Below are 17,494 nucleotides of genomic sequence, written 5' to 3' on the forward strand. Positions count from 1 at the left end.
TATTATAAAGGAATATTTCCATGTTTTTTTGGTGGCATACTTGCCTTCTTAGTTTGAAGCGACTGGAATCCTCTAATAACACGGAATCTTGTGTTACGAGGTTCAATAACATCATCAATATAACCATGAGCGGCTGCATTGTATGGGTTAGAGAATTTCTCAGTATACTCAGCTTCTTTTTCAGCAGCGTATTTAGCTCTTTCTGCTGGATCTTCAATTTTTGACATTGCACGACCCTCAAGAACTTCGATAGCACCTTTAGCTCCCATAACTGCAATCTCAGCTGTTGGCCAAGCATAGTTAAGGTCAGATTTTAATTGCTTACAGCTCATTACATCGTGTGCACCACCATAAGACTTACGTAGGGTTACTGTAATTTTTGGAACAGTAGCCTCACCATAAGCAAACATTAATTTAGCACCATGTGTAATAATTCCTGCATACTCTTGTCCTGATCCTGGTAAGAATCCTGGAACATCAACAAGTGTTAACAATGGAATGTTAAATGCATCACAGAAACGTACAAAACGAGCTGCTTTACGAGAAGCATCACAATCTAATACACCTGCAAGGAAACTTGGTTGATTAGCTACAACACCTACTGATTGACCGCCCATACGAACAAAACCAACTAAGATGTTTTTAGCGTAATTTCTATGTACTTCTAAAAACTCACTATCATCAGCTAAAGTATGAATAACCTCTTTCATGTCGTAAGGCATGTTAGGGTTATCAGGAATAATTTCGTTTAAGGCATCATCCATACGATCGATAGGATCACTAACCTCTAACATCGGTGGCTCCTCAAGGTTATTTTGAGGCATATAAGAAAGAAGTTTTCTAATTAATAAGATTCCTTCTTCTTCATTTTCTAACTCAAAGTGAGATACTCCTGATTTAGACGCGTGTACGTGAGCACCACCTAAATCTGCAACTGTAATATCTTCACCCGTTACTGTTTTTACAACTTTAGGACCTGTTACAAACATGTAAGAGTTATCCTCAGTCATCATAATAAAGTCAGTTAGTGCAGGAGAATATACATCACCACCAGCACAAGGACCGAAGATTGCAGAGATTTGTGGAATAACACCAGAAGCCTCAATATTACGTTGGAATATCTCAGCATAACCAGCTAATGCAGTAACACCCTCTTGGATACGCGCACCACCTGAATCGTTAATTCCGATCATTGGAGCACCAGCTTGCATTGCCATATCCATTACCTTACAGATTTTTCCGGCCATTGTTTCTGACAATGAACCACCTAAAACAGTAAAGTCTTTAGAGAAAACATAAACAATACGACCGTCGATTGTACCGTGACCAGTAACAACACCATCGCCCATGAATTTCTTCTTCTCCATACCGAAGTTTACACAACGGTGTGTAACAAACATATCAAACTCTTCGAAGCTACCCTCATCTAAAAGAGCCTCGATACGCTCGCGAGCTGTTAATTTACCTTTTGCGTGTTGCGCATCGATACGCTTTTGACCACCACCTAATTTAGCTTCGGCGCGTAGGTCAATTAATTTTTGTACTTTATCTTTATTAGACATCTTATCTAAGTTATAATCTGTTTATTATTTATTTGGATCTTCGCAAAGCTCAGTTAATACACCGAAAGTTGATTTTGGGTGAAGGAAACCTATATTTAAACCTTCAGCACCTTTACGAGGTGTTTTATCGATAACTTTTACACCAGCTTCTTCGATAGAAACCAACTTCTCAGCTAAGTTTTCAACAGCAAAAGCAATGTGGTGAACACCAGGGCCTTTTTTCTCAACAAATTTACCAATTGGTCCTTCTGGATCAGTAGACTCTAACAACTCAATTTTTGTTTGACCTACCATAAAAAAAGCAGTTTTCACTTTTTGCTCTGCAACTTCTTCCACTGCATAACACTCTAAACCAAAAACGTTTTCATAAAAAGGAATAGCCTCTTCAAGACTTTTTACTGCAATACCAATGTGCTCAATGTGCGATGGTTTCATATCTAAATTGTTTTAATAATTATACTACTTAAAGTACTGTTTATAAATCTATTAAATTTAGGCGTGTTTTCTACTTTATAAGATTGCACCCCCTATTTTAACCTATGTTGTTAAAATTAACGGCGCAAAAATACGATATATTACCACGTTTTCAATAGGTTTATTTTAATTATTTGATTGTTCTACAACATAAGAACTGAGCGTGACAAGTTATAAATCAAACATTTATGAGACTACTTATATTAAAGAAGTTTTTCTTTAATTACTATATTTCAGCTACTTATACATACCTAAGGAGATGTGAAAAACACAAGCATATAAAAATAGCTTAATATTTTGATGTATAACATTTAACAGTTATTCACAATTACACTTGCGGCTTATTTTAAACAGTGCATTTCTGCGAATAGGATTGCGTTAGCGATTGCAGCGGATACCCCACAGCGAGGAACGAAGCGAGGAGTATGAGCGTAAAGCGCGCCCCCAAATTATAGTTTTATTATGCATTACTATATTCTTTATGGGGGAACGCCCTAAAAAACATAACGATAAATTAGCTAGGGGTGTTTAAAAAGCTGCAATATATCATTCACTATGTTTTTTCAAAGTAATAGATTTGCGAGTTAAACTAAAAAACAAACTATTGAGTATCTATATGGTGGGACTATGGAGCTCGGTAATAAAAATAAGTAAATGAAGTATTTATTAACTGTAAGTATTTGTATGGCCCTATTATTTAATGCCTGCACAAGCAACGAAAAAAAATGCTGCGATGGAAATCCTTTTTTCCACGAGTATAGCACTCCTTTTGGAGTAGCTCCTTTTAACGAAATTAAAATAGAGCATTATTTGCCTGCATTTGAAAAAGGAATGGCGCAACAAAGTGCAAACATTGAAGCAATTGTAAACAACGCAGAAGCTCCAACGTTTGAGAATACTATTGAAGCAATAGAATATAGCGGTCCGCTTTTAACAAAAGTGAGCAGTGTATTTTATAACATGACAGGCGCTAACACAAACGATGATATTAAGGCCATTGCCAAAGAATTGGCACCTAAATTATCGAAACACAGCGATGACATTAATTTAAATCCTGCTCTTTTTACTAGAGTTAAAGCTGTTTACGAACAGAAAGACGGTTTAAACTTAAATCAGGAGCAAGGTATGTTACTAGAGAAGACATACCAAGATTTTGTTCGCGGTGGTGCTAACCTTGAAGGAGAAGCTAAAGAGAAATTCAGAAAGATAAACCAAGAGTTGTCGTTACTTACTCTAAAATTTGGCGATAATGTACTGGCTGAAACCAACAGTTTTGTAATGGTGGTTGATAACGAAGCTGACTTATCTGGCTTACCGAAAGGAAGTATTGATGCAGCAGCAGCAACGGCAGAAGAAAAAGGAATGGCTGGCAAATGGGTTTTTACTATTCACAAGCCAAGTATGATTCCATTTTTACAGTATGCTGAAAATCGTGAATTGAGAGAGAAAATATTCAAAGCCTATATTAATAAAGGCGATAACAATAACGAGTTTGACAATAAGGAAACTATTAAAAAGATTGCTTCGTTACGTGTTGAACGGGCTAATTTATTAGGTTTCGAAAGTCATGCTGCTTTTATACTTGATAAGAACATGGCAAAAACGCCAGAGGTTGTAAACGAAAAGTTGGCCTTTCTAATGGAGCGCTCTACCAAAGTAGCTAAGCAAGAATTAAAAGATATGCAAGCTATTGTTAATGCTGAGGGTGGCAAATTTAAAATTAAGGCTTGGGATTGGTGGTTCTACTCTGAAAAAGTAAAACAAAAGAAGTTTAACTTAGATGAGAACGACATTAAACCTTATTTTGAATTAGAAAATGTAGTTAAAGGAGCTTTATATACCGCCGAGCAATTATATGGTTTACAATTTGAGGCACGTGCTGATATACCTGCTCCGCATGTTGAGGCGAGAGCTTACGAGGTAAAGGAAGCTAACGGTGACCATATTGGTGTTTTATTTATGGACTTTCACCCGAGGGAAAGCAAAAGAGGTGGTGCATGGATGAACTCGTACCGCAAGCAAGAGATTGTGAACGGAGAATTTATTCACCCTGTAATTACAATGGTTTGTAACTTTACTAAACCAACTGCCAACACCCCTGCCCTATTGAGCTTTGAGGAGGTCACTACTTTATTCCACGAGTTTGGGCATGCTTTACATGGTTTATTATCTAAGTGTACTTATTATTCTTTATCAGGAACAGCAGTACCTCGAGACTTTGTTGAGTTACCATCACAAGTGATGGAGCATTGGGCATCAGAACCTGAGGTTTTAAATGTATATGCAAAACATTATAAAACAGGAGAAATTATCCCAACGGACTTGGTAAATAAAATTCAAAAAAGTGGAACTTTCAACCAAGGTTTTATTACAACTGAATATCTAGCCGCAGCTATTTTAGATATGGACTACCATACTTTAACAGCTCCGTTAACACAAGATATTAATGCTTTTGAGGCGGCTTCTAACAAAAAGATGGGTTTAATTCCTGAAATTGTAACACGCTACCGCAGCACCTATTTTAACCATGTATTTAGTGGTGGATATTCTGCAGGATACTACGCTTACATTTGGGCTGCTATACTTGATTCAGATGCTTTTGATGCTTTTGAAGAGAACGGTATTTTTGATAAAGAAACTGCTGCCAAATTTAGAACTAATGTACTTGAAAAAGGAGGCACTGTAGATCCAATGGTATTGTATAAAAACTTTAGAGGACAAGAACCAAACGAAAAAGCTTTATTGGAAGATAGAGGGCTTTTATAATTGAATAATGTAAGAATACATACAAAGGGCATTCAGAAATGGATGCCCTTTTATAGTTAATAATGCCAAGAAGAATTTCGTCTTAACTCCCCATCCTTTCCTCTTACCCAATTTGGTTCTGCCTCGGATATTCGAATTGGAAATACGGTATTAATTGCCTTTTGCTTTTTTGAAGATAAAGAACCATAAGTAGTCCCAAATTTTTTTTGAGCCAATTCTTCTCGCAGTTCAGCATATGCTTTCTCTAACTCATTCTGAACATCGATATAAAACCCATACGTAACATCACGATCTGTTTGTATTGAAACAACTGCTATAGACACTTGAGTATCTCCGAAAAAGTGTACACGCTTTGAACGTTTACTAGGCAACCAAGACTCATTGTTAGGGTTTGCAATGTATTCCTTCGTTAGTTCTTTTAAATCAGATAACTTTCTTTCTTCTCCTTTAACTAAAATAATATCACCACTCTTTACCCATACTGTAAAAAGATTCCTATCTGTCCACGAAGTACAAACTACCAAAACAACGAAATAAGACACCAAATAACAATAATATTTTTTTGACATAAACCACACTTTTTAGGAGACTAAATCTACAGATAATTCCTACAAAAGAAAACAATACTATTTTTACTCTATCACTAAATTCAGAATACCAACACTATAGAGGAATATTTTGGACAACTTTTAAATAAATCCGTTTAATAACATTGCCAAATAGATAAACATTACATACATTTGTTTCAGATTTTGGAAGTGCAAATATTTTATTTGCCAAGGGAATTAGGTGAGAATCCTAAACAGTACCCGCTGCTGTAATCTCTAGCCGTTAGGCTAATCTTTTAATTAACATGTCACTGTTGCTCCCAAAGCAATGGGAAGGCAATTAAAGGAGGAGTAAGTCAGAATACCTACCAATAATCAATATTTGAAAGTAGCTTTCGGGAGTTAAAGCAAAATCGGTTAAGTATCTGAGGTACTTTCTATCCGTAAATATATTCCCACGCATTTTCAAAAACATTTTATTGCAACAACGTAGACTGATATGCCAATTGGTCGAATCTAGTATTTATCTGTATAACAATGTTTTTCAAAGAAAAGCACTCCTAAGGGGGTGCTTTTTTTGATTCATACTGTCAGGTTTCTTAATTTATACGACAATAAGAATAAACAACTAATACTAGCATCATGAAAACATTATCACTAATAGCCGCAATACTACTAAGTATTAATATTTATTCGCAAGAAAAAATTAAAGCAGAAGGAGCAAAAGGAATAGATATTGGAAGTCACATTAATAATTTTAAGGCCACTACAGATAAGGGCGAATTGTTTTCGTTAAACGATGCTTTAAAAGATGGCCCTGTTGTGTTTATATTCTATCGAGGATTTTGGTGCCCTGTTTGCAACAAACATTTGGCTGAAATGCAAGATAGCTTAAACTTAATTACAGATAGAGGTGCACAACTAATAGCCATATCTCCAGAAAAACCAGAGTATCTTAATATCATGAAAGACAAAACGGGTGCCAAATTCACACTTCTTTATGATGAAAATTACGAAATATCGGATACTTTTGGTGTTACCTTTACTCCTTCTAAAACAACGCGAACCATTTACAATATAGCTTTAGGTGCCAAATTAAAAGAAACACATTCCGACGAATCAGAACGACTACCCATACCCGCCACATATATTATTAATACAGATGGTACAATCATATGGCGCCATATTGATCCGGATTATAAAAACCGAGCAAACGTAAAAGATATTCTTAATAATTTGCCAGTTATAATAGATACTAATCCATTATAATTAAGATTAAACCACCCAAGATCTTATTTAGAAATTCTGCACAAATGGCTTAATCTAATTAATAGATATACATGATAATATGCAAATGCTTTTGATGGAACTACAAGAGCTTTTTCAACAATTACTATATCTATTATATTATTTATAATATTAAAATTACTATCTTAAAACTTCGAAAATCAAACCCTTATATTTATATGAGACATTTATTCTTCACTTTACTACCTACCTTTGTGTCCATTGCAATTATTGTTGTTAACATCTATCTCATTAAACGATTCTACGGTTATTTCATCAAAGAATTAAACAAACCTTTTTATGCAATGCTTTGTATTGTACTATTCTTTGTAGCTACAAGCTTCTTAATGATTAGACATGAAATGGGGAGCTTTAGCGATTCGCAATTTATTATTGCCTCCATATTAATGGGAACATTAGCATTCTTAGTATTCGCCGTTGTATTAGTAGACATTGTATTAATCTTCATACATATTGAGCCCAAATACGCAGGTATCGTTGTGTTATCTACCACCCTCTTGATTATTGCCTACTCTATTTGTAATGCATCACACACACGTGTAAAACATCAGGAAATAAAAATAGAAGGCCTACCACAAGAATTACACATAATGCACTTATCTGATATGCACATTGGTCCATTTAGAGGGCACGAATTTGTTAAAAACATTGTAAATAAAACCATTGATGCCCATGTCGATGCCGTTGTAATAACAGGCGACTTATTTGATGGCGTTGTTGAATTAGACAAAAACAGCATCGCTCCCTTCAAAAAACTAAATGTTCCCATATTCTTTATCGAAGGTAATCATGATATTATTATAGGTTCAAAAAGGGTGAAGGAGGCTGTACGGGAAATGGGAATTACGGTTCTTGAAAATGAAATATTCAATTTTGAAGGAGTACAACTTATTGGACTTAATTACATGGCAGAGGACGACTCTGCATATTACAAAGAAGAACATATTGAGGATAAAACAGCTGAAAGAAAAACCATAAAAAGCGTATTGGATGATTTAGTATTAGACGATAATAAACCTAGTATTTTACTACACCATAGCCCTGCTGGCATTAAATATATCAATGAAAAAGGTATTGATTTATTTCTTTCAGGACATACGCATGCCGGGCAATTGTTTCCATTTACCTGGCTCATTAAATTAATTTTTAAATACTCCTATGGCTATCATAACTTCAACGGAACCCAGATATTTGTTTCGCAAGGTATTGGCACATCCGGCCCCCCCATGCGATTAGGCTCCAAGAGTGAAATGGTAGTGTTGGATTTAATGCCACTTGATTAATAATACGTGAAATTCGAGGTTAGATTGTCTAAATATTGAGTTCAAAGAAACTTGATAACCATAAACTATAACAATCTAATCATGAAAAACAACATTCTGCTAATTGCCAGTTTAATTCTTATTAGCTTCACAGCATGTACCTCTTTTCAATTTACATCGCTGCAGAGCAATCTCCTAAATCTTGATTCAAATTATTTCTTATATCAGGATGATACGCTAGAAGTAAAATACTCTTTTGCAGGTAGAAACTGCCCATTACAACTAACCATCTACAATAAATCGGACGACCCAATTTTTATCAACTGGGAACAATCGGCAGTAATAATTAATGGACAAAGCCTACCAATTAACCCCTTAAATTCAATAATGTCGTCCAGAAGCCAAACTTCTACTTATGCAATAGGAAATCACTACGAAAGTAGCAGTAGTATCAGCAATGGAGTTATTGAACATTCCGACAGGTCGGGTTTTGTGCCACCTAACGCTAGTATTACAATAAATAGCTATAATTTAAGCAGTGGTTTTATTAACACTACCCTAGCCGATTCTACACAAAAAGTATACGAAGAAAGCGCACTCAGAACAGTAACCAAACACTTCTTTACCAAAGAAAACTCTCCACTTAAAATCAATTGTTTCTTAACTTACAATAACAATACTAGAACTCAGAAAAATTATATCAAAAGCGAATTTTGGTGTGCCTCAGTTTATAAAACCAACTACCAATCGTATAACAATAGAGGCGATCAATATTTTGTATCTCGCTCTAGCGTTGCTGGCGATATATTAAGTACAGCTGCCATTGTTGGCGTAGCCATAGTAGCCGTTAAAGCCGACCTTGAATATGACGACGAATGTTGCCACGAGCGATAACACAAAAATCCCCTCAATAATAATTAAGCTACACAACATATTTAAAAAGCTATAACAATTATGCATTCCTTTGCTTCAAATAATTATATTTGCAGCGCATTGGTGGTATTTTGCTTTTCAGCAATTACCTTAAAATGGGAATCTCGTTAAATTCGAGAGCTGTACCCGCAGCCGTATGCTTCAAAAAGTTTCTTATCACTACTTTTTGCCACTGTCTGAATATTAGATGGGAAGGCCGATAAGAATGAAGCGAGCCGGAAGACCTGCCAAGAAAAAATTAATTCAGTGCTTTCGGGATAAAAAGCAGAATGAAATAAACATCATTTCATTTGCACTATTTGATTATAGAATTGGTAACTCCATAATTAAATACTCACAGGCATTGAACTACTTATTCATTTAAAAACTGTAGATCGATGCAAAATACAACATTGATTATTTTAGGCCATGGTAGCAAATCAAAAAATGCTATTGAAGATTTTAATTACATCGTAAAGCTTGTTGCCGATAAAAACGAATTTAAGAACGTGGCCGGCGCACATATGGAAATTGCTGAACCTTCGTTACAAGATGTGGTGAAAGATTTATACGAGAAAGGAGAACGCGATTTTGTTATATTTCCATACTTCTTGTACAACGGCATGCACATCCGCTTCGATATCCCCGGCATTTTAGATAAATTAAAGGCAGAGTACGAAGGCATCAGCTTCGACTTTACTGCTCCAATTGGTCAGGATCCTATTATGGCCGACTTAATTGTGAATAAGGTATCAACACATATCGCAGCAAAATAATTTCGATGAAGAAGATATTCGTAACGCTCTCTGTCCTACTCATTGCAAATACGCAACTAAACGCTATGCACATTGCCGAGGGTTTTTTACCTGCTAAATGGAGCATACTTTGGTGGATTGCCTTTATCCCTTTTTTATTAGTTGGATTCAACAAATTAAAAAAGATGATTAACGAAGTACCGCAGGCCAAAATTCTTTATGCTGTAGTGGGTGCATTTGTGTTTGTATTATCTTCTTTAAAACTGCCTTCCCTTGCGGGGAGCAGTTCTCATCTTACTGGTATTGCTATGGGAGCGCTCTTATTTGGCGCTTCAAGCATGTCGATAATTGGAATCATTGTTTTGCTTTTTCAGGCATTATTATTGGCACACGGAGGGATAACAACCTTAGGCGCCAATGCTTTTTCAATGGCAGTGGTTGGCGCTTTTGTTGCGGTAGGTATTTATAAATTAGCTGCTTCATTAAAAGCTCCACAGTGGTTGTCTATCTTTTTAGCTGCGTTCTTTTCAGATTTATGCATTTACATGTGTACTTCTGTTCAGTTGGCCATGGCTTTTCAATCCGAAGCAAATACCATTATGGATAATACAATAAAGTTTCTTTCGGTTTTTGCGCTGTCGCAATTGCCATTAGCCATTATCGAAGGTATATTAACTGTACTATTCTATCAGCTGATTACGCGTTATAACAGCGAGGAAATTAAATTACTAAGCAAACTCAATTAAAATGACGAAAACAAAACGCATTACACTTTGGGTAGGGATAGCAGTTGTTGCAGCCGTTTTATTTCAGATTGGAATGGCCGATACTTTATCTCTTTTTGATGGCACCGATGATCAATCCGTTGAAGTCATTCAACAAATTGACGCTTCGTTCGAACCTATATTCGAACCTTTTTGGGAACCGGGAAGTGATAAAGCGGAAACTTTGCTATTTGCTTTACAAACATTAATTGGAGTTGGTATTATAGGCGCTTATATTATTTATAGCGAAAAAAGAAAAAAAGCTAAGGCATGCAAATAAGCGAGTTATACCAAGGTAAATCGAAAGCAGCTAAATGCAATTTATGGCATCGGAATATTTTTATATTTCTGTCGCTGGCTTTTGCTATATCGTCTAATTCGGTGTTTTATTCACTTGGTATTATTGCTTTATTTTCAGCACTCATTTTACTATTCACAAATACTTCTATCGCAAAACTCGCTAAATTATTAAGCATCCCACTTTTGTTTGTTACCTTTAGCTGTTTGGCTATAGTGATAAATATAAATGCAGGAACTCCATTTATTAAACTGGAGCATTTTTATCTGGGACATAGTAATGAATCCATCATGCAGGCATTACTTATTTGTGGTAAAAGTATAGGCATGTGTGCCATATTTCTGTTTTACATGATATCAACATCAATTTCAGAAATGGCCACAAGCATGCGAAAAATTGGTATTCCGTGTTTATTTATTGAGCTATTTATATTAACCTACAAGTATATTTATTGCGTAGTAGAAAGAGCTAAACATTTAATGATTGCTCAAAAATCGAGAATGGCTTATACCAAACGAAAAGGCATTTACGAGTCTATTTCTTTTTGGATAAGCAGTTTATTAATAGGTTCTATTCACGAATCATCGGTAGCACATTATGGTTTGCAATCAAGAGCTTTCGATGATAAATTTGAATTTATACACGCCCATACAAAACAGTCGGCAAGTTTTAGTTTAACCCTTGCCACTATAGTGAGCATACAAGCATTGGCTTTATTTTTAACATACTAATGAGCATCATCAAGTTAAATAATATCGTATATAAATATCCCAATGGCGACAAAGGGTTAAATGGAATTAATTTATCCATTCCTAAAGGTAAAAAGATAGCCTTGCTTGGCGCAAATGGAGCGGGCAAAACTACTTTAATGATGATGCTAAATGGAGTTTTCAAGCCGAGCAACGGAGAAATATCTTACAAGGGTACGCCATATAAATACAATAAAAAAGGCCTACGCAACATTCGCGAAAAAGTAGGTGTATTATTCCACAATCCCGATCACCAATTATTTGCACCAAGCGTATTCGAAGAAATATCCTTTGGCTTATGCCAGATTTCAAACGACAAAGTTTGGATACATAAAAAAGTACAAGCTTGTCTGCAAGAATTTGAATTAGAAGACATCGCCGACAAAACACCGCATCAATTAAGTACGGGACAAAAAAAACGTGTTTCAATGGCTTCTGTACTTGTAATGCAACCCGAGGTATTGGTTTGCGACGAGCCTTCTGCCAGTCTCGATCCTTACCACAGCGATTTAATGTTTGCTGAGTTTGACAAATTAAATAAAGCAGGAACCAGTGTTATAATCTCTACTCACGATGTGGACAAAGCCTTTGATTGGGCCGATGAAGTGATTATAATGCACCAAGGCGAAATATTAGCCAAGGGTAATCCAAACACTATACTAAGCGACGTTCAACTGCTCAAAAAAGCCAAACTAAAACAACCTAAAATATTAGAGATATATCAAAACCTAGGTATTGATTATACTAAGGTTGATGCTTTTAAATCAGAAACCATTCAACACACACTAAACTAATGAGCAAGCAAGGTTTCGTAATAGCAGGCACAAACAGTGGTTGTGGAAAAACCACCATAACCATTGGCTTAATGCATCTTTTAAAGAAAAAGGGATATAATGTGGCGCCCTTTAAAGTGGGCCCCGATTTTATCGATCCTCGTTTTCACGAGAAAGTAGTGGGCACGCCATCCTACAACCTCGAAAGCTATTTTATGGATGATAAAACCCTTAAGCACTTGTTTTATAAACATGCAGCTAAGGCCGATATTGCCATTGCCGAAGGTGTTATGGGAATGTACGATGGCTTGGGGTTAGAGGGAATCGGTAGCACTTATGAAACAGCGAAAAAAATAGAAGCGCCCATTGTTTTAATTGTGGGATGCAAAGGTTTATATCAATCGGTTTCAGCCATTGTCAAAGGTTTCATGACCTTGAGGCCGGATAACAATATAAAAGGTGTCATCCTTAATCATGTGTCGAGCGACATGCTATTTCAGAAATACAAGGAGTTTATTGAAACAGAATGTGGCATTAAATGCATTGGCTACGTTCCGCCACTGAAGGATATGGAACTAAAAAGCCGTCACCTAGGTTTGGTACAAGCCGAAGAAGTGGAAGCACTTAACGAAAAAGTAAATCAACTTTCCGATATTCTTGACAAAACTATTAATTCCGCAACCTTACTCGACATCGCAAAAATTGAAGTTAAAGACTCCGAAACTTTTGAAATCCCTTTTAAAAAGCACGAACTAAAGGGTTTAAACCTTGCGGTAGCCTACGATAAAGCTTTCAGTTTTTATTACAGAGATAATCTTGAACTATTGGAAGAACTCGGCGCCAAACTTCAGTATTTTAGTCCGCTTACGGATGTTAAATTACCTGAGAATAGCAATGCCATTTATTTTGGTGGTGGTTATCCCGAGGTTTTTGCCGATCAGTTAAGTGCAAATACACAGCTGTTACAACAGATAAAAACTGCAGCCGATAACAATCGGCCCATTTTTGCAGAGTGCGGTGGTTTAATGTATCTCACCAAGGAAATCATCAATACCGATGGTACAAAAAATAATATGGTGGGTATTTTCAATTGTGCCACAGAAATGACAGATCGCTTAAAACGTTTTGGCTACGCCGAGTGTGAACTAAACGGAACAAAAACAAAATGTCACGAATTTCACAAATCAACATTAAGCGAGGATGCACAAAATATTCAGCATCAATATAAATTAAGCAAACCTTTAAGCAAAATAAAATGGGAATGCGGACTGCAATATAAAAATGTATTGGCAGGATATGCACACATTCACTTTTGGTCAAATTTCGACTTCACAAAACAAATATTCGACTTATGGAAAAGAGCAATTATATAATACTAAATCCTCAAGGTATTGAGACCGAAAGCATGCAAATTATTTCACGTGAATTAATGCACCTTTCATTGCCCGAAGATTTAGCACCTATCATCAAAAGAGTGATTCACACCACTGCCGATTTTGAATACGGACAGTTATTCGAAGCGCATCCTGATGCTTTAGCAAATGCTCAAAAAGCAATTAAAGTAGGTTGTAATATTTACACCGATACTTCAATGATTATTGCTGGCTTAAGCAAACCATCATTGGCTAAATACGCCTGCGATGCAAAGTGTTTTGTACACGACGAAGGCGTAAAAACCGAAGCAAAAGCAAAAGGAATTACACGCTCCATTGTAGGTATTGATAAAGCATCAAGCGATAAAAGTTTTAAAATATTCGTAATCGGAAATGCGCCAACGGCATTAGTTCGATTATGCGAATTGTACAAAGAAGGTGTGGTAAAACCCGATTTAGTTATCGGCGTTCCTGTTGGTTTTGTGGGCGCTGCCGAAAGTAAAGATATGCTGCGCGACTCAGGTATGCCGTACATGTTGGTTCGTGGTCGTAAAGGCGGAAGCACGGTTGGCGTAGCTATTTTAAATGCCATTTTATATGGATTAGGTAAGTAATTTTAGAGTGAAGACTGAAGTAATAAGGCTGAAGGTATTTTCGATCTGAGATGTAAATCAGTCTTAATACTTGTGTCCTGATACTTGATACTATAATTAACATGTCAAAAAAAGATTTTCATACCGAACTAAAAAGTGGATTCACAACGGGTACATGCTCGGCTGCTGTGGCTAAGGCCTGTACCTACATGCTCGTGCATCAACAATTGGTGCATCACATTAATGTGCGCATGCCCGATGGTTCTGAAAGCACACTTGAAATATGTGAACCTCAGTTCAATGAAAATTCTGCCACCTGTTATACCATTAAAGATGCAGGCGATGATCCAGATGCCACGCATCGTATTAAAATTTATGCAACAGCCACACATCGCACTGAAGCAGGTTTTGAATTAACAACTGGGCCAGGTATCGGAATGGTTACCAAACCCGGACTTGCAGTTGAAGTGGGGAAACCTGCCATAAATCCTGTCCCGCTAAAAATGATTCATCAGGCCATAGCCGAGGTAATTGATGATGAAGGTATAAAAGTGGAACTGAGCATTCCCGAGGGAGTCGAGATTGCTAAGAAAACATTTAATCCGCAATTGGGCATTGTTGGTGGCATTTCCGTTTTGGGCACCACAGGCGTTGTTAAACCAATGTCAGAAGAAGCCTTGAAAAGTTCACTTGAATTAAGCTTAAAACAGTTGGCTGCTTTAGGTCACAACGAGGTAATTCTTGTGCCAGGCAATTATGCAGTAAGCTTTCTGAAAAAATATTACGATGTACCCGATAAGTTGGTGGTGCAAACCAGTAATTTCATCGGATTTATGCTTGAAAAAGCTGTGAAACATGGCTTTAAAAAGATAGTTTTGGTAGGTCACATTGGTAAATTAGTGAAACTAGCTGCTGGTATATTTTATACCCACAGCAGAATTGCCGATGCCCGAAACGAAGTAATGACGGCGCATTATTTAAAATATAGCAACGATGCATCAACCGCTATTAAACTGATGGATACGAATACCACAGAAGAGGCTGTTGATATAATTAAAGATGCCAACTTTTGGAATTACATGGCCTATCAAATAAAGCATCGTGCCAACAAATATATTTACAACGAAACAGAAATTGAGGTTATCACCTTTTCGCAAAGCAAAGGTTTATTGGGAAAAAGCGTTGGAGCTGATAATCACATTGAATTATTGAAAGCGAATTCTAAGGATCAAAAAGTTCAATCGAAGCAAAGTACCATTTCTATTTGCGGAATAGGTCCTGGTAATCCTGATTTTATTTTACCCGAGGTGTTTAAAGAAATCGCGAAAGCGGATATTATTATAGCTGGGAAGCGCCATCTAGAATTGGTGGAAAATTCGAATAAGGAGAAGTTAGTTTTCACCGGATATTTAGATCAATTGCAGACTGATATTACTGAAAATAAAAATAAATACATCGTAGTTCTAGTTTCAGGTGACACCGGATTTCATAGCTTAAGGAGATTCATAATGGCAACATTTGCCGAGGAAAATGTAAAATGCATTCCAGGCATCAGTTCGTTTCAATACCTATATGCTAAAATGAATATGAGCTACGAAAAAGCACATTTAGCTTCCTTGCATGGTACTGAATTTAATTTTGTGGATGCCCTCAAAAAATACGAATCTGTTTTTCTGTTAACCGATAGAAATAACAATTATAAAACCATTGCCCAAACACTAATCGATAATAATATGCCCAATGCCCATATGATTATAGGCAGCAGATTATCATACGAGAATGAACAAATTGAAACATGTACTGCATCAGAAGCTATTCACAAAGACTTTGATGCGAATTTGTGTTCGATAATAATTAAACTACAAGTAAAAAGTATTAAGACAAAAGTATAAAGACTTTTTTCAGCTTTAAAAGAATAAATTTAAACATATAGTATTCAGAACCAAGTAGCACATCTTACTACTTTATACTTTATACTTTATACTATAAATATGAAAGACAAAGATTTTATACGCGGCAAAGTGCCCATGACCAAAGAAGAAGTAAGAGCTATTGTTCTGAGTAAATTAGAATTATGCAGTAGCGATAACTTCATGGATATTGGTGCAGGCACAGGTTCTGTGACCATTGAAGGAGCTTTAAAAGCTTACAATGGAAAAGCTTTAGGCATTGAGCAAAATGAAGATGCTGTAGAGCTCATTAAACAGAACATAGCAAAATTTAATATTCAAAATCTTGAGGTGATTCATGGTAAAGCACCGACAGGAATGGATAAAACGGCGGAGTATAATAAATTTTTCATTGGTGGATCAAGAGGTAACTTGACTTCAATAATTGAAACCATTACCCAACAAGCACCAAAGCAACATATAATTGTGGTAACTGCCATTGTTTTAGATACGATGATAGAAGCTTACAATCATTTCAAAAACCAAATTAATTACGAAACGGAGTTGGTTCAAGTAGCAGTCAATCGCATTGAGCCCGATAAAAAACCAGCCATGTTAATGGCCAACAACCCTATATTTATTATTACGGCAAAAAGTTGCTAGAGAAAAGGCTGAAGTGCATGCCTCTTTTAAATAACTGCAAGTACTAGGTATTAAAGCTGAAAATCAGTCTTAATACTTGATACTTGATACTTGATACTAAAATGAAAGGAAAATTATACGGAATTGGAATTGGCCCTGGCGATGCCGATTTATTAACACTAAAAGCTGTTAAAGCATTAAAAAATGCCGACGTGGTATTTGTTCCAAAATCAAAGGAGCAAGCAAGCACTGCGCTAAAAATAACATCCGAATTCATTAACGAGAATGCTGTAATAGAGCACCTCGAATTCCCAATGGCACGTGATATTCAGGTACGATTAGATTCGCGTAAAAACAACGCAATCGCAGTATCCAAAGTTTTAGACGAAGGAAAAAATGCGGCTTTTTTAACTTTAGGCGACCCAATGCTATACAGTACTTACAGCTATGTATTGGAGCATCTAATTAGCGATTATAGCATCGAAACCATTCCGGGTATTTACTCTTTTTCTGCCATCAGCAATACATTAAATACGCCCTTGGTAAAAGGTAACGAAACTTTGTCGGTCATTTGCAATTGGGGTGATAACGAACTGCAATTATTACAGCAGGCCAACACTATTGTTTGCATGAAAATATCAGCTTACTATGCTGATTTATATACTTTCTTAAAAGAAAACGAATCTTACGAATTTTGCATGATTACCGATGTGGGTAAAGAAGGCCAAAAGGTTTTTACCGATATTGAAATATTAAAAGATAAAGTACCTTACTTTTCAACGGCAATTGTAAAACGAATTGTTCAGTAGAGGTATACATATACAAA

The 17,494-nt window shown here is 36.2% G+C and carries 17 protein-coding genes and 2 riboswitches; of the genes, 14 read left to right on the forward strand and 3 right to left on the reverse strand.

All coding sequences use genetic code 11. From position 1 onward, the window contains the following. Positions 1–2 precede the first annotated feature (2 nt). Both A8B35_RS15650 and mce read right to left on the reverse strand, forming a co-directional pair. Positions 3–1,562 (reverse strand): acyl-CoA carboxylase subunit beta, encoded by a 1,560-nt coding sequence (locus A8B35_RS15650; RefSeq protein WP_068473915.1) that lies wholly within the window; start codon positions 1,560–1,562, stop codon positions 3–5. A 24-nt stretch (positions 1,563–1,586) separates the two neighbouring features. After that, positions 1,587–1,997 (reverse strand): methylmalonyl-CoA epimerase, encoded by a 411-nt coding sequence (gene mce, locus A8B35_RS15655; RefSeq protein ID WP_068473918.1) that lies wholly within the window; start codon positions 1,995–1,997, stop codon positions 1,587–1,589. Between the two features lie 693 nt (positions 1,998–2,690). On the opposite strand from mce, the gene A8B35_RS15660 reads away from it, so the two are divergent. Next, positions 2,691–4,802: a M3 family metallopeptidase gene (locus A8B35_RS15660; RefSeq protein ID WP_068473921.1), complete on the forward strand. Its 2,112-nt coding sequence runs from the start codon at positions 2,691–2,693 to the stop codon at positions 4,800–4,802. Between the two features lie 56 nt (positions 4,803–4,858). Here the strand turns inward: A8B35_RS15660 and A8B35_RS15665 are convergent, their stop codons facing one another. Further along, positions 4,859–5,371: a hypothetical protein gene (locus tag A8B35_RS15665; protein ID WP_068473924.1), complete on the reverse strand. Its 513-nt coding sequence runs from the start codon at positions 5,369–5,371 to the stop codon at positions 4,859–4,861. 167 nt (positions 5,372–5,538) lie between these two features. After that, a riboswitch (cobalamin riboswitch) is annotated at positions 5,539–5,737 on the forward strand. A gap of 255 nt (positions 5,738–5,992) precedes the next feature. On the opposite strand from A8B35_RS15665, the gene A8B35_RS15670 reads away from it, so the two are divergent. From A8B35_RS15670 to cobI, 13 genes are all read left to right on the forward strand, one after another. Further along, positions 5,993–6,619, forward strand: coding sequence for a peroxiredoxin-like family protein (locus A8B35_RS15670; RefSeq protein ID WP_068473927.1), 627 nt, complete (start codon positions 5,993–5,995; stop codon positions 6,617–6,619). Positions 6,620–6,816: 197 nt separating this feature from the next. Then, complete coding sequence (locus tag A8B35_RS15675; RefSeq protein WP_075603447.1) at positions 6,817–7,941, forward strand: metallophosphoesterase; 1,125 nt, start codon at positions 6,817–6,819, stop codon at positions 7,939–7,941. An 81-nt stretch (positions 7,942–8,022) separates the two neighbouring features. Then, on the forward strand, positions 8,023–8,814 hold the full coding sequence (locus tag A8B35_RS15680) for a hypothetical protein (RefSeq protein ID WP_068473932.1): 792 nt from the start codon (positions 8,023–8,025) through the stop codon (positions 8,812–8,814). Positions 8,815–8,897: 83 nt separating this feature from the next. Continuing rightward, positions 8,898–9,099: riboswitch (cobalamin riboswitch) on the forward strand. A gap of 131 nt (positions 9,100–9,230) precedes the next feature. After that, a complete protein-coding gene (locus A8B35_RS15685; RefSeq protein WP_068473935.1) occupies positions 9,231–9,608 on the forward strand; it encodes a sirohydrochlorin chelatase in 378 nt (125 codons plus the stop codon). A 5-nt stretch (positions 9,609–9,613) separates the two neighbouring features. After that, a complete protein-coding gene (locus A8B35_RS15690; protein ID WP_068473938.1) occupies positions 9,614–10,333 on the forward strand; it encodes an energy-coupling factor ABC transporter permease in 720 nt (239 codons plus the stop codon). Position 10,334: 1 nt separating this feature from the next. Further along, positions 10,335–10,631, forward strand: coding sequence for an energy-coupling factor ABC transporter substrate-binding protein (locus A8B35_RS15695; protein WP_068473941.1), 297 nt, complete (start codon positions 10,335–10,337; stop codon positions 10,629–10,631). Further along, the gene (locus A8B35_RS15700; RefSeq protein ID WP_068473943.1) at positions 10,622–11,380 is read left to right on the forward strand and encodes a CbiQ family ECF transporter T component; all 759 of its coding nucleotides are present in this window, start codon (positions 10,622–10,624) and stop codon (positions 11,378–11,380) included. Before A8B35_RS15695 ends, A8B35_RS15700 begins: the two co-directional genes overlap by 10 nt. Next, on the forward strand, positions 11,380–12,192 hold the full coding sequence (locus A8B35_RS15705; RefSeq protein ID WP_068473946.1) for an energy-coupling factor ABC transporter ATP-binding protein: 813 nt from the start codon (positions 11,380–11,382) through the stop codon (positions 12,190–12,192). Before A8B35_RS15700 ends, A8B35_RS15705 begins: the two co-directional genes overlap by 1 nt. Then, on the forward strand, positions 12,192–13,544 hold the full coding sequence (locus A8B35_RS15710) for a cobyrinate a,c-diamide synthase (RefSeq protein WP_068473949.1): 1,353 nt from the start codon (positions 12,192–12,194) through the stop codon (positions 13,542–13,544). The genes A8B35_RS15705 and A8B35_RS15710 overlap by 1 nt, the downstream gene beginning before the upstream one ends. Next, entirely contained in the window at positions 13,523–14,158 is a 636-nt protein-coding gene (locus tag A8B35_RS15715) for a precorrin-8X methylmutase (protein WP_068473960.1), read from the forward strand. Before A8B35_RS15710 ends, A8B35_RS15715 begins: the two co-directional genes overlap by 22 nt. 101 nt (positions 14,159–14,259) lie before the next feature. Beyond that, positions 14,260–16,029, forward strand: coding sequence for a cobalt-precorrin-5B (C(1))-methyltransferase CbiD (cbiD, locus tag A8B35_RS23390; RefSeq protein ID WP_068473963.1), 1,770 nt, complete (start codon positions 14,260–14,262; stop codon positions 16,027–16,029). A gap of 99 nt (positions 16,030–16,128) precedes the next feature. Further along, complete coding sequence (gene cbiT / locus A8B35_RS15725; protein WP_068473969.1) at positions 16,129–16,689, forward strand: precorrin-6Y C5,15-methyltransferase (decarboxylating) subunit CbiT; 561 nt, start codon at positions 16,129–16,131, stop codon at positions 16,687–16,689. 101 nt (positions 16,690–16,790) lie between these two features. Then, positions 16,791–17,477 (forward strand): precorrin-2 C(20)-methyltransferase, encoded by a 687-nt coding sequence (gene cobI / locus A8B35_RS15730; RefSeq protein ID WP_068473972.1) that lies wholly within the window; start codon positions 16,791–16,793, stop codon positions 17,475–17,477. Positions 17,478–17,494: the final 17 nt, after the last annotated feature.

The sequence above is a fragment of the Saccharicrinis aurantiacus genome (assembly GCF_001660705.2).
Classification (GTDB): domain Bacteria; phylum Bacteroidota; class Bacteroidia; order Bacteroidales; family Marinilabiliaceae; genus Saccharicrinis; species Saccharicrinis aurantiacus.

Bases quoted from the DNA above. Each gene is read 5' to 3' on its own strand.
- A8B35_RS15680 (WP_068473932.1), top strand. From the start codon at position 8,023: ATGAAAAACAACATTCTGCTAATTGCCAGTTTAATTCTTATTAGCTTC.
- A8B35_RS15715 (WP_068473960.1), top strand. From the start codon at position 13,523: ATGGAAAAGAGCAATTATATAATACTAAATCCTCAAGGTATTGAGACC.
- A8B35_RS15705 (WP_068473946.1), top strand. From the start codon at position 11,380: ATGAGCATCATCAAGTTAAATAATATCGTATATAAATATCCCAATGGC.
- A8B35_RS15660 (WP_068473921.1), top strand. From the start codon at position 2,691: ATGAAGTATTTATTAACTGTAAGTATTTGTATGGCCCTATTATTTAAT.
- A8B35_RS15690 (WP_068473938.1), top strand. From the start codon at position 9,614: ATGAAGAAGATATTCGTAACGCTCTCTGTCCTACTCATTGCAAATACG.
- A8B35_RS15695 (WP_068473941.1), top strand. From the start codon at position 10,335: ATGACGAAAACAAAACGCATTACACTTTGGGTAGGGATAGCAGTTGTT.
- cobI (WP_068473972.1), top strand. From the start codon at position 16,791: ATGAAAGGAAAATTATACGGAATTGGAATTGGCCCTGGCGATGCCGAT.
- A8B35_RS15670 (WP_068473927.1), top strand. From the start codon at position 5,993: ATGAAAACATTATCACTAATAGCCGCAATACTACTAAGTATTAATATT.
- A8B35_RS15650 (WP_068473915.1), bottom strand. From the start codon at position 1,562: ATGTCTAATAAAGATAAAGTACAAAAATTAATTGACCTACGCGCCGAA.
- A8B35_RS15675 (WP_075603447.1), top strand. From the start codon at position 6,817: ATGAGACATTTATTCTTCACTTTACTACCTACCTTTGTGTCCATTGCA.
- mce (WP_068473918.1), bottom strand. From the start codon at position 1,997: ATGAAACCATCGCACATTGAGCACATTGGTATTGCAGTAAAAAGTCTT.
- cbiT (WP_068473969.1), top strand. From the start codon at position 16,129: ATGAAAGACAAAGATTTTATACGCGGCAAAGTGCCCATGACCAAAGAA.
- A8B35_RS15700 (WP_068473943.1), top strand. From the start codon at position 10,622: ATGCAAATAAGCGAGTTATACCAAGGTAAATCGAAAGCAGCTAAATGC.
- A8B35_RS15685 (WP_068473935.1), top strand. From the start codon at position 9,231: ATGCAAAATACAACATTGATTATTTTAGGCCATGGTAGCAAATCAAAA.
- cbiD (WP_068473963.1), top strand. From the start codon at position 14,260: ATGTCAAAAAAAGATTTTCATACCGAACTAAAAAGTGGATTCACAACG.
- A8B35_RS15665 (WP_068473924.1), bottom strand. From the start codon at position 5,371: ATGTCAAAAAAATATTATTGTTATTTGGTGTCTTATTTCGTTGTTTTG.
- A8B35_RS15710 (WP_068473949.1), top strand. From the start codon at position 12,192: ATGAGCAAGCAAGGTTTCGTAATAGCAGGCACAAACAGTGGTTGTGGA.